This is a genomic window from Flavobacterium sp. Sd200 (assembly GCF_009826935.1).
Lineage (GTDB): Bacteria > Bacteroidota > Bacteroidia > Flavobacteriales > Flavobacteriaceae > Flavobacterium.
Genome location: NZ_WUMN01000002.1, coordinates 564282 through 576564, shown reverse-complemented (window position 1 = coordinate 576564; position 12283 = coordinate 564282). Strand labels below are relative to the sequence as shown.

At 39.0% G+C, this 12283-nt stretch carries 11 protein-coding genes; 8 read left to right on the top strand and 3 right to left on the bottom strand.

The annotated features are described in order from the left end of the window. Window positions 1-177: 177 nt before the first annotated feature. The 8 genes from GR160_RS08715 to recO all read left to right on the top strand — a co-directional run bounded on the left by GR160_RS08715 (window position 178) and on the right by recO (window position 10658). Window positions 178-1539: a hydroxymethylglutaryl-CoA synthase family protein gene (locus GR160_RS08715; protein ID WP_160749473.1), complete on the top strand. Its 1362-nt coding sequence runs from the start codon at window positions 178-180 to the stop codon at window positions 1537-1539. 374 nt (window positions 1540-1913) lie between these two features. Next, a complete protein-coding gene (locus GR160_RS08710; RefSeq protein WP_160749472.1) occupies window positions 1914-2810 on the top strand; it encodes a succinate dehydrogenase cytochrome b subunit in 897 nt (298 codons plus the stop codon). Between the two features lie 15 nt (window positions 2811-2825). Then, on the top strand, window positions 2826-4835 hold the full coding sequence (locus GR160_RS08705; protein WP_160749471.1) for a fumarate reductase/succinate dehydrogenase flavoprotein subunit: 2010 nt from the start codon (window positions 2826-2828) through the stop codon (window positions 4833-4835). Between the two features lie 15 nt (window positions 4836-4850). Further along, window positions 4851-5612, top strand: a complete 762-nt coding sequence (locus GR160_RS08700; RefSeq protein ID WP_160749470.1) for a succinate dehydrogenase/fumarate reductase iron-sulfur subunit — start codon at window positions 4851-4853, stop codon at window positions 5610-5612. Between the two features lie 101 nt (window positions 5613-5713). After that, window positions 5714-6808, top strand: coding sequence for an AAA family ATPase (locus GR160_RS08695; RefSeq protein WP_160749469.1), 1095 nt, complete (start codon window positions 5714-5716; stop codon window positions 6806-6808). After that, complete coding sequence (locus GR160_RS08690) at window positions 6805-7491, top strand: DUF4276 family protein (protein ID WP_160749468.1); 687 nt, start codon at window positions 6805-6807, stop codon at window positions 7489-7491. The genes GR160_RS08695 and GR160_RS08690 overlap by 4 nt, the downstream gene beginning before the upstream one ends. Window positions 7492-7572: 81 nt before the next feature. After that, window positions 7573-9864, top strand: coding sequence for a T9SS type A sorting domain-containing protein (locus GR160_RS08685; protein ID WP_160749467.1), 2292 nt, complete (start codon window positions 7573-7575; stop codon window positions 9862-9864). An 80-nt stretch (window positions 9865-9944) separates the two neighbouring features. Then, window positions 9945-10658 carry a DNA repair protein RecO gene (gene recO, locus GR160_RS08680; protein ID WP_160749466.1) on the top strand — a complete coding sequence of 238 codons (714 nt, stop codon included), beginning with the start codon at window positions 9945-9947 and terminating at the stop codon, window positions 10656-10658. Between the two features lies 1 nt (window position 10659). On the opposite strand, the gene GR160_RS08675 is transcribed toward recO, so the two are convergent. The 3 genes from GR160_RS08675 to GR160_RS08665 are packed head-to-tail and all read right to left on the bottom strand — an operon-like array spanning window position 10660 to window position 12258. Continuing rightward, window positions 10660-11295 (bottom strand): DUF6549 family protein, encoded by a 636-nt coding sequence (locus GR160_RS08675; protein ID WP_160749465.1) that lies wholly within the window; start codon window positions 11293-11295, stop codon window positions 10660-10662. Further along, window positions 11292-11822, bottom strand: a complete 531-nt coding sequence (locus tag GR160_RS08670) for a M15 family metallopeptidase (RefSeq protein WP_160749464.1) — start codon at window positions 11820-11822, stop codon at window positions 11292-11294. Before GR160_RS08670 ends, GR160_RS08675 begins: the two co-directional genes overlap by 4 nt. Then, window positions 11794-12258 (bottom strand): phage holin family protein, encoded by a 465-nt coding sequence (locus GR160_RS08665; protein WP_160749463.1) that lies wholly within the window; start codon window positions 12256-12258, stop codon window positions 11794-11796. Before GR160_RS08665 ends, GR160_RS08670 begins: the two co-directional genes overlap by 29 nt. Window positions 12259-12283 lie beyond the last annotated feature (25 nt).

Genomic DNA, 12283 nt, shown 5'->3' with positions numbered 1-12283 from the left:
AATTGATAGTGTAAAAATCAGGAGTGATTAGTGTAATTAGTGTAAAAAAACAATCTGCTTAAGTTAAACACATTGCGATAAATAGCGTAGATGAAAAATCGTGTAATTCGAGGCTTTGCTAATTTAATAAGACTATTATTTTTAAATTTGCGTTTCTTTGAAAAACCACTACCCATAATGACTACCGGAATAGATGCTGTTGCATACGATATTGCTAAAATTTACCTTCCTATAAAAACCCTTGCACATGCAAGGGATATTGATCCTGATAAACTTGAAAAAGGACTTGGCCTGTTAAAAATGACTCTGCCTGATGTGCATCAGGATACTGTTGTATTTGGTGCAAATGCGCTTACACGCCTGATTACAGATAACAACCTTGACCCGGCAGATATTGCCCGTATTTATGTTGGTACAGAGAGTGGTATAGATAGCTCTAAACCTATTGGGTCTTATTTGGTGGCACTCATGGAGCAAAAGTTTGGGCATGATTCTTTTTTAGGCTGCGATACGGTAGATTTTACTTTTGCCTGTATTGGTGCGGTAGATGCCCTGCACAACTGTATTGATTTTGTGAGGTTGAACCCAACCAAAAAAGCTATTGTTATTGCAACAGATATTGCCAAATATGATTTAGAATCTACAGGCGAATACACTCAGGGAGCCGGTGCGGTGGCATTGCTTGTAACGGCTAACCCGCGTATTTTGGCTATAGAAAATAACTGGGCGGTGAGCACCAAAGGAGTTTTCGACTTTTTTAAACCCTATCGTACCATTAAAAAAAGCGATATTACCAACATAGATGCTAACGAACCATGGTTTGGCAACCTTGAGGCGGTTATAGAAATACATAAAGACCAGCCCGTTTTTGATGGACAGTACAGCAATACCTGCTATACCGACCGTACACGAGAGGCATACAACAGCTTTAAAAAACTTACCAATACAACAGGTTCTTTATACAATACCTGGGAGGCTATTGTAATGCACCTGCCGTATGCTTTTCAGGGCAGGCGCATGTTTGCCGAACTGTTTGCCCTTGATGCCGAAACTCCTTTGCTAACAGGCAATGAAGACCCGGCAGACTACCAAACCCGCCTGCGCGAAATCAGTAAGAGTGATGATTACAGAGCATTTGTAAGTCAGAAATTGCAGCTTGCAGAACCTGCTTCGTCTTTAATAGGCAATCTGTACACGGGGTCTATTTTTATGGGACTGCTTTCGGTTTTGGCTAAATTTGCTGCTAATGACGCAGATCTTGACGGGAAAAAAATCGGATTCCTTGCCTATGGCAGCGGATCTAAGTCGAAGGTGTTTGAAGGTGTGCTGCAACCGGGCTGGAAAGCCGCTGCACAAAATGCTCGTCTTTTTGAAACGCTTGAGCAAAGCACCGCCATAGATTTTGATACGTACCAAAAATTACACAAAAAAGAACAGCAATACAGTGTGCTTGCTCCTGTAAACGAATGGGTTTTAGATGCAATAGAACACGAACTGCCTAACCTGGTAGGAGCACGCTATTATAAATGGGTGGAGTAGTAAGATGTTTATTTATGGATTTGTTAATTCTGTAATTCAATTATGTGCATAATAGTATTGCATATCGTATAACTTAGAACGGATGGATCCTTTTGTGCTAAATAAAACACTGAAATTTATCCTCAAAATACAGCTACACCGTTTTAGTAAAATATAGGGTGCTAAATTTGTGTATTGCCAAATTTTGATTCTGTTGAATTTTTTTAGATAATTTTAGGTTAAAAAAATACAATTTGCAATTTTTTACTGATAATACCTTAAAAAATACCCACTTTAAATTCATTATAAATTAGCCTGTGGGGGTTGTGGTTAAATTCATTTACCCTTAAATTTGTTTGATTTTTTTAAAACCTTATATACTTTAATCAAACATTATGGCAAAATCTGCATTTTTGAAGTCTTCCATTGCTAAGAAATACTGGATGGCTTTAACAGGTTTATTCCTTTGCCTGTTTCTTGTAGGGCATTTAATTGGTAACTTACAACTTATTTTTGCCGATGCGCTGGCTTTTAACCTTTATGCGTTGTTCATGACAACAAATCCTGCAGTAAAGGCACTTTCTTACCTAACTTATTTTTCTATTATTTTTCATGCTGTAGACGGTATATTGCTTACTATACAGAACAGGAAAGCAAGGCCGGTAAAATATGCTATGAACAAACCGGAAAAAAACACTGTTTGGGCATCGCGTAACATGGCGGTTTTAGGTACCATTATTCTTGTGTTTATTGTTACGCACATGGTAAACTTTTGGGCAGTAATGCACTTTAAAAAAGATATGCCTTTGCAAACCATAACCATAAAAGGTCCGCAGGAAGGGATGGATCAGCAGTTTTATATTACTACCGGAACAGGTTCTGCAAGGTTTTTGCCTGTAGCTCAGGTAAACGGAGAAAGCCTTGTTAGAGAAGGTAATAAGTTCTATGCAGTAATAAACGGCCCTCAGCCGGGCAGTACCGATGTTAAAGGTGCAGAAGACAATAAAGGTGAAAAAATATTTTTTGCCGAAGGATATAAAGACCTTCATAAAATAACTGTAGACTTTTTTAAAGACCCGCAATTTGGTCTTATTGCTACAATATTATATGTTATAGCAATGATAACGCTGGGCTTTCACCTGTATCATGGTTTTGGTAGTGCGTTCCAAAGCCTTGGTGCCAACAATCCTAAATATAACGGATTAATAAAAGGATTTGGCAAGGGCTTCTCTTTTATAGTTCCGGCATTGTTTGCTATCATACCACTTTACATTCACTTTTTACACAAATAATCAACGTCAATCAATATGAAGTTAGATTCTAAAATACCTGCGGGTCATATCTCAAAAAAATGGACCGATTATAAAGACCACCTTAAACTTGTTGCTCCAAACAACAGGCCAAAGATCGATGTAATTGTGGTGGGTACAGGCCTTGCAGGGGCTTCGGCTGCTGCATCTCTTGGCGAGATGGGCTACAATGTTAAAGCATTTTGTTTTCAGGATTCTCCACGCCGTGCGCACTCTATTGCTGCACAGGGTGGTATTAATGCCGCTAAGAATTATCAAAACGATGGCGACAGTATATACAGGCTTTTTTATGATACTATAAAAGGTGGCGACTACCGTGCCCGCGAAGCTAACGTGCACCGCCTTGCAGAAGTATCGGGTAATATTATAGACCAGTGTGTGGCTCAGGGTGTGCCTTTTGCCCGCGATTATGGCGGAATGCTTGATAACCGCTCTTTTGGTGGTACACAGGTACAGCGTACATTTTATGCCGCAGGTCAAACAGGACAACAGCTTTTGTTAGGTGCATATTCTTCGCTTTCAAGGCAAATTGGTCTTGGTCGCGTGCAAATGTACAACCGCCACGAAATGCTTGATATTGTAAAAGTAGACGGCAAAGCCCGCGGTATTATAGCGCGCAACCTTATTACAGGTGAGCTTGAAAGACACTCGGCTCACGCAGTTATTATAGCATCGGGTGGTTACGGAAACGTATATTTCCTTTCTACAAACGCTATGGGCAGTAACGTTACTGCTGCATGGAAAATACACAAAAAAGGTGCTTACTTTGCTAACCCTTGCTATGTGCAAATCCACCCTACGTGTATCCCGGTTCACGGCACCAACCAGAGTAAGCTAACGCTGATGTCTGAGTCACTGCGTAACTCGGGTCGTATCTGGGTTCCTAAAAAGATAGAAGACGCTCAGGCTATCCGTGCAGGAAAGCTTAAAGCTACAGATATTAAAGAAGAAGACAGGGATTATTTCCTTGAAAGAAGATATCCTGCCTTTGGTAACCTTGTACCAAGGGACGTTGCGAGCCGCGCTGCAAAAGAGCGTTGCGATGCCGGTTTTGGTATAGAGGCTAACGATACTAACGAGGGTGTTTATCTTGATTTCTCTTCAGAGATCATTAGCAAAGGTAAACAAACCGCCTATGCTCAGGGTAACCACAACCCAAGCGATGAAGAGGTTATTAAACTTGGTAAAGCATGGATAGAGGAGAAATATGGTAACCTTTTCCAGATGTATCAGCAAATTACAGACGAGAACCCATATGAAGTACCAATGAAGATTTATCCGGCGGTACACTACACTATGGGTGGTGTTTGGGTAGATTATAACCTTCAAAGTTCTATTCCGGGCTGTTTCGTGGCAGGAGAGGCTAACTTCTCAGACCACGGTGCTAACCGCCTTGGGGCATCTGCTTTGATGCAGGGTCTTGCCGATGGTTATTTTGTATTGCCTTACACAGTGTCTGACTATCTTGCTAATGAGATACGTACTGGTAAGATACCAACGAATACCCGTGAGTTTGACGAGGCAGAAGCTAACGTTAAAGGTCAGATCGATACGTTCCTTAACAATAACGGTACAAAATCTGTAGACCACTTCCATAAAAAACTGGGTCACATTATGTGGAACAAAGTAGGTATGGGACGTAATGAGCAGGGACTTACGGAGGCTATTGCCGAAATTGCTGCTCTTAAAGAAGAGTTCTACAGAGATGTATTCGTTCCGGGCAGTTCAGACGAGCTTAACACTGAGTTGGAAAAAGCACTTCGTGTTGCCGACTTTATCGACCTTGGTCAGCTAATGGCGCGCGATGCTTTACAACGTAAAGAATCTTGTGGCGGTCACTTTAGGGAAGAGTATCAGGATGCTGAAGGTGAAACACTTCGTGATGACGAAAACTTTAATTTTGTTGGCGCATGGGAATATCAGGGCGACGACATTAACAATGAGGTTCTTCATAAGGAGGTTCTTAACTACGAGTACATTAAAATCGCAGCCAGGAATTACAAATAATATATACTAAAGGATATGGCTTCTAATAAAAATATAAATATAACCCTTAAGATATGGCGTCAGAAAAACGCTAAAACTAAAGGATCTATAGAAACTTATAAACTGGATAACGTTAGCACAGACAGTTCGTTCCTGGAAATGCTTGACCAGTTAAATGAACAGCTTGTAGGCGAAAGAAAAGAGCCTGTAGCATTTGACCATGACTGTCGCGAGGGTATTTGCGGTATGTGTTCGCTTTACATTAACGGCCAGGCACACGGTCCTGCAAGTAAAGTAACCACATGTCAGCTGCACATGCGTTCTTTTAAAGATGGCGATACTATTTATGTTGAGCCGTGGAGAAGTAAAGCATTCCCGGTTATAAAAGACCTTATTGTAGACCGTTCGTCTTTCGACAGGATACAGCAGGCCGGTGGTTTCGTATCGGTAAATACTTCGGGCAACACTATAGATGCTAATGCTACCCCGGTGCCTAAACACGACGGAGACAGGGCTTTTGAAGCTGCTGCTTGTATTGGCTGCGGTGCTTGTGTGGCAAGTTGTAAAAATGGTAGTGCCATGCTGTTTGTGGGTGCTAAAGTATCTCAATATGCTTTATTGCCACAAGGTAAAGTAGAGGCTACACAGCGTGTATTGAACATGGTTCGCCAAATGGACGAGGAGGGTTTTGGTAACTGTACCAACACTGGTGCCTGTGAGGTTGAATGCCCTAAAGGTATTTCGCTTGAAAATATTGCCCGCATGAACAGGGAGTTCCTTTTTGCGAGCGTCAAGTAATAAAACAAAAACTAACTATACTTTAAAAAGCGTGCCCTCCACACAAGGGCGCGCTTTTTTATTGGTGCTTTTTTTGTAAGTTTGGTATATATATAATATTTGTGATTAATAAATTAAAAATAGCAGGGTATAAATCTATCAGAGAACTCGAGTTAGAGTTGTCTCCAATCAACGTGCTTATTGGTGCCAATGGTGTGGGAAAATCTAATTTTATATCCTTTTTTAAATTGCTTAATATTATATATGAACAGCGTTTAGAGAATTACTCATTGACTGAGGGAGCTGATAATTTATTGCATTTTGGAAGAAAAACCACATCTTTTTTAAACGCTTATATTGAGTTCGAAGAAACTAATGCATATAGTTTTACGCTACAGCCATCTAACGATGATAAACTTTTTGTCTTAGAGGAGCATACAAGTTACAATAAAAGTAAAGGTAGTAATCCAGAATGGTATGGTCATGGTTGGTCAGACTACACGATTAACGGAAATTCTTGGGAGAGTATCATACAGCTTATTAATAATGGTCAAAGTGGATATGTAAATAAATATCTAAAATCTTTCAAAATCTATCATTTTCACGATACAAGTGTTAATGCGCCCTTACGCTCATCATGTCAACTAAACGACAATGTTTACCTGAAAGAAAACGGTAGCAACCTGCCTGCTTTTTTGTATTATTTGCAACAACTTGAACCAAAGAGTTTTGCGAAGATAGAACGTATTGTAAAATCTATTGCGCCATTTTTTGAACGGTTTGATTTAAAGCCCGACAGGCTTAATCCTAATATAGTAAGGTTAGAATGGACGGAGGTAAATCATCCCGATAGTTATTTTAGTGCTATGCATCTGTCAGACGGTACATTGCGTTTTGTAGCTTTAGCCACTTTGTTGCTCCAGCCTAATTTACCTAAAACGATAATTATAGACGAACCTGAATTAGGCTTGCATCCATTTGCTATTAATAAGTTAGCAGGGTTAATAAAAAAAGCTTCAGCTACAAGCCAGATAATTATTTCTACGCAATCAATAAACCTTGTTGATAATTTTGATGCAGTAGATATTATTACAGTCGATAGGAAAGGAGGTCAGTCAGTATTCCAACGATTGGATGGTGAAGATTTGAAGGATTGGATAAAAGACTATACTCTGGGCGACCTTTGGGCTAAAAGTGTAATAGGAGGCAGGCCATGAGAGATTTATATTTTATTGTAGAAGGAGAAACAGAATTAGAGTTTGTTAATAAAGTCCTGATTCCGTATTTGTATTCTCAGGGGTTACAATGTCACATTCAGGGATACCCTATTACAATGAGTGGCGGCGGGCACGGCTTTAATAATATTCAGCACTTTATAAATACTATTACCCCTGTGCTGAATTATAAATCTGAACCTGTGGTAACAACACTTATTGATTATTTCAGGTTAAACAGCGAAACAAAATTGCCAGGCTACGGCGGCTGTCATCGGCTAAATGCTACCGATGATAAAGTTGCTTACTTAGAAAACTGCCTTAATCAGGTTGTTCAATCGGTAAAGGAGTATCGGTTTTTCATTCCATATATCCAAAAACACGAAATGGAAACATTACTGTTTGCTAATCCTGAGGAGGGTTTTGCTTTTGAGAGCGATGCAATTCTGAATAGGGTTTTGGAGGTTTATAATCAGTACGCCAACATAGAAGATATTAATGGCACAGAGTATGGCGCACCTTCTAAAAGGCTACAGGATATCTATAAAGCAGATGGAAAAAGGTATGAAAAAATTGTTGACGGTATTGAGATTGCGGAGCTAACCACAATTAATATGATGCTCGAAAAATGCCCGAGATTTAGAAAATGGGTTGCCACTCTTTTGAATGTGGTAACCAATAGTTAGTCTGAATCATTTAAATTTTATCTGCCATATACAAAAACAGCAATAAGCGCGTTTTAACTATATTTGCGCAAATAATTGCTGATGAAACATTTTCTCCGTTTACTTATTTTCTTTTTCTGTATAGGTATTAATGCCCAGAGCAACCGACAGCAGTGGGGCAGTTATTTTTCGTACACCAATGTGGTGGATATGTCGCAGTCTGAAAGCCGTTTTTTTTGCACCAGTGAAAGTGCCGCCTTTATACAGAATATTGTTAGCGGGGAGCTTAAAACCATAACATCGGTAGACGGGCTAAAAGGAGAAGGCATTACGGCCATATATCACAGTTCAGAATATAACCGGACCTTGGTAGGGAACAGCAACGGGCTTCTTTTGATAATTAACGCTAATAACAGTATTGTTAGCAGGCGCGGAATTGTAGAAGAAACCACTGTTGTGGCTACTAAAAAAAAGATAAACAGTTTTTATGAAAACAATGGGCTGGTCTATATATGTACTGATTTTGGTATAGTTGTATTTAATCTTGAAACACTTGAATTTGGCGATACGTTTTATTTGGGTCCAAATGGGTCTGAAATTCCTGTAAGACAGGCTACCATTTATGAAGGCAATATTTATGCTGCCACTTTTTTGGGTTATGGTATAAAAAAAGGCAGGCTTAATAATCCTAATCTTAACGATTACAATCAGTGGGATACCGTTTACCCGGGATACTGGTGGAATGGTATTGTTACTTTTGGCAATATGCTTATTGCTGTAGATAACGCAGGCGATATTGCAAGGTTTGTAAACGACAACAGGGTTGCTTTTGGGGCACTTTTAGCCCCGGGTACAGATCTTAGGGTGTCTGGGCAGTATTTAATCGCTACCAGTGCTTCTAAAATTATTGTTTACAATGCCCAGTTGCAGCAGGTATTGCAAATAAACGCTATACCCAACGAAACAGATACAATTACTTACACCCGTGCCACAGTTGTAGGCCCCATGCTTTATATAGGCACCAAGGAGCGGGGCGTATTTACTGTGCCTTTAGATTTTTCGGCACCTTTTGAAAATATAACTCCTGACGGGCCTTTGCGCAACAATGTTTTTTCGATACAAAAATCGCGCAATAATCTTTGGGCTGTTTTTGGTACTTACAGCTACATGTATGTACCCGGCCTCGAAGAGTATGGTGTTAGCAAGTTTACAAGCAGGGGGTGGGTTAATATACCTTACAGCACATTATCTGCATTTGGGCCTTTACGGTCTATATCGGATATAACCATTCATCCCAATCGCGAAAGGGAGGTGTATCTAAATTCGTTTCATAACGGCTTGCTAAAGCTGGAAGATGATGTTCCGGTTATTATGTATACAGATGCCGCACCAAACGGAACTAAATTTGAGCCTGTGATAGATGGTAGTTATCGGAGTATCCGCATAAACGGAGGCACATTTGATGCTAATGGTAACCTTTGGATGACTAACGGAAGGGTTACAGAGCCTTTAAAAATGTTACCTGCCAGCGGCACTATGCAAGAATTCAGTTTAGCAAATATAATGGCTAATGAAAAGGATGAGTTTGGTAAGTTGGTTATTGATAAAAACGGTACAAAATGGATACCTACTTTTGGCAGTGGGTTAGTGGCCTTTAACGAAAGCCTGGGCAATAAAGGTATCGTTATAAACATGGACAGCGGATTGCCTAATATCTATGTCAAGTGTGTAGAAATAGACAACAGTAACCGTCTTTGGATAGGTACAGTGAGTGGTTTAAGGATAATACAGAGTGTAGACCGTTTTGTTACGGAAAACACCCTGGAAGCCACCAATATTGTTTTTTTGGAAGATGGTGTTGCGCAGGAACTAATGTATGAGCAGAGTATAACCGATATAAAAACCGATGGTTCCAACAATAAATGGATAGCTACGGCAGGAGCCGGGGCATTTTTAGTATCGCCCGACGGGCAGAGTACTCTTTTTCATTTTACGAAAGATAACTCGCCATTGCCCAGCAATAATATAAACGACATTGAGATTGACGATACTACCGGTGAAGTTTTTTTTGCTACCGATAGGGGGATGGTTTCTTATAAAGGAACGAGTACTGCTGCCGAAGACGACCTTAACAATGTATATGTTTATCCTAACCCTGTGCGCCCGGGTTTTGAGGGAGACGTAAAAATTAGCGGACTTGTAAACAGGGCAAATGTAAAAATTACAGATATTGAGGGCAATCTTGTCTATGAAGCTACATCTGAGGGTGGTACTATATTGTGGGATACGCGTGCCTTTGGAAAATACAAAGTGCGTTCAGGAGTGTATATGATTTTTATTTCATCTGAAGATGCTACATTGACCAAGGTAAAGAAAGTGATGATAGTAAGATAATTATGAATTTCAAATTACGAATTACGATATTCGTGGTTTATCTTCATAATTCGTAATTTGAAATTCGTAATTTAAAAAGTTTGTTAGTTAAGACCAAAGCTATAGTGCTTAGTGCATTGCGTTATCAGGAAAAAAGCCTGGTAGTAAAATGTTTTACCCAAAGTAGCGGTTTAAAGTCATACTATGTGCGTGATGCATTTACCTCAAAAAAAAGTAACCAGAAAATGGTTTATTTCAGGCCGCTAAATATACTCGAAATAGAGGCTTCGCATAAAAATAAAAATACCCTTGAATATTTTAAAGAAGTAAGGTTGGCGCATAACTATCAAAGTGTTACAACTAATATGGTTAAAGCTTCTATAGCCATGTTTATTGCCGAAATGCTGCATCATAGTATTAGAGAGGAAGAGCAAAATGAGAGCTTATATTATTTTTTAGAAACAGCTTTGTTATGGCTTGACAATCATGATGAAGTTGCTAATTTTCACTTAATACTGTTGTTGGAACTTACCAAGTTTTTGGGTTTTTATCCTAACAATGCTCAAAGCAATTATGATTTTTTTGAAATGACTGAAGGTGTTTTTATCGAATATCCATCGATAACCTGCCTTAACAGTCACGAAACGGCTTTACTCTTAAGGCTTATGCCTTTAAAACTGGATAACAGTACCAAAGCCTTTCATATTACCGAAAGGCAGGCACTGCTAAAAATTCTTATGGATTATTATGCCCTTCACCTCGATGGGTTTATTAAACCAAGATCGCTCGAAGTGTTGCGTGAGGTTTTTAACTGATCTATTTTGAGATTAGTAACCCGCCTGTGATTCCTCCAGCCAGCCAAACATACCATTTTTTATACCATGGTTGGGGTAGGGCTACTTCGACTGATGTAATTCCGGTTACCGTTATATACGGATTGGAATGGGTTACCTGAGTGGTTAAAACTTCATTTCCTAAGAACCACTTTCGTTTAAAACCTGTTATAATGATGGCTTGGTTGGGCATTGTAAGACTGTCTATTATAAAACTTTTTTGAGAGGCTTTATAGCTAAATGCATACCATTTAGTTTTGATATTGCCTGTTCGGTTGAATGAGCAAGGTAGACTGTCTTTAAAGAAAACTGTGATGGTGTCGTATTTTATGACTTCGGAATATTTGGTTATTGCTTTAATTTTAGAAAATGATTGGGCAAGGGCTTTGACTTCGGCATCTTTAGACATGATGAGCTTTTTTAGCTCAGATTTCTCTAATTGCAATGCTGAAACAGTTGCAGTTTTAGTACCCAAAGCGTTAGTTAAATAAGTAACGGTATCGGTTAAAGTAATGGCATTGGCCTTAAGTTCTTTTTGGATGCCATTGCATTTGTTTACAGATAAAAGCAAGACGATTATCAGTATAAATATTACTAAATGAGATATGTGTTTTATCATAAGTTTACCCATTTGTAAGTTATTCCGTCAATTACTTCTGTAAACACATCTCCTGAATTATATTTTTCCTGAAGAATTTTCCAGTTGTATCCAAAAGTTCTTTCAAAATGAGGATAATCAGGAAAAGATTTCCAGTCGCCACCCCACATCCATCCTTTGCTTTTAAAGTAGTTGACCACTTCCATCCAGTCAGGCTGTCCGTCTTTGTCGTTATCGGCTCTAATATCCCAGGATGCGGTTTCAAAATTACCATCGCTATTTTTGTCTGTCAGTAATACGATGTCGAATGCCAATCCGTAATTATGTATCGATTGTCCGGCTTTGGCATTGGTTACTTTTTTGCCGGGTTTTGTACGACCTATGGCATAGAGATTATCTTGTTCGGTAAACGACCTTAATGTATGAGCAAAGCGGAGACGTACATTTTTGCTTAATAATTTGCTGTTTATATACTGATATATATCAAGGGTATCGGTTCTTACGGCCGGGTGCAGCAATTTAATACGGTTGAGAGTTATTAGATCCATGGTTGATGTCGGTTAGGTCAAGTATATCTTTTTTTAAATCGTGAGTGCGTTTTAAAACATTTTGAAGTTGCTTAAGAATATTTATGTTATGAGCTTCTTCGATGTTTTCTTTTATAGAAATCATCTCTGTAAAGATGAGTACCATGGCACAGGCTTTAGTAAAGAAATACCCGACAGAGAACCAAAGTTTAAAAAACTCTGATAACAGAAAATAATCTATAGTATATATCATTAAGATTACCAGTTCGTATATTAACATTTTAAGAATAATATCGGCAAAGCGCCGACTGTAAATAGGTTTATTGGTTTTAAAGGATTTGTAAATTCCGGTGCAGGTATCCAATGCAATAGCAGCACCTACCGCAACGAGAATTCCCTGTAAAGGGATATAAAAGGCTATTACTGAGAGAAACAGAGATTGAATTATTTTCATCATGCTACATATTTACAAATATTGAGCA

What these genes read in the sequence shown, in the direction of transcription:
- GR160_RS08715 (WP_160749473.1), top strand. Translation starts at nt 178, where the DNA reads ATGACTACCGGAATAGATGCTGTTGCATACGATATTGCTAAAATTTAC.
- GR160_RS08710 (WP_160749472.1), top strand. Translation starts at nt 1,914, where the DNA reads ATGGCAAAATCTGCATTTTTGAAGTCTTCCATTGCTAAGAAATACTGG.
- GR160_RS08705 (WP_160749471.1), top strand. Translation starts at nt 2,826, where the DNA reads ATGAAGTTAGATTCTAAAATACCTGCGGGTCATATCTCAAAAAAATGG.
- GR160_RS08700 (WP_160749470.1), top strand. Translation starts at nt 4,851, where the DNA reads ATGGCTTCTAATAAAAATATAAATATAACCCTTAAGATATGGCGTCAG.
- GR160_RS08690 (WP_160749468.1), top strand. Translation starts at nt 6,805, where the DNA reads ATGAGAGATTTATATTTTATTGTAGAAGGAGAAACAGAATTAGAGTTT.
- GR160_RS08685 (WP_160749467.1), top strand. Translation starts at nt 7,573, where the DNA reads ATGAAACATTTTCTCCGTTTACTTATTTTCTTTTTCTGTATAGGTATT.
- GR160_RS08675 (WP_160749465.1), bottom strand. Translation starts at nt 11,295, where the DNA reads ATGATAAAACACATATCTCATTTAGTAATATTTATACTGATAATCGTC.
- GR160_RS08670 (WP_160749464.1), bottom strand. Translation starts at nt 11,822, where the DNA reads ATGGATCTAATAACTCTCAACCGTATTAAATTGCTGCACCCGGCCGTA.
- GR160_RS08665 (WP_160749463.1), bottom strand. Translation starts at nt 12,258, where the DNA reads ATGATGAAAATAATTCAATCTCTGTTTCTCTCAGTAATAGCCTTTTAT.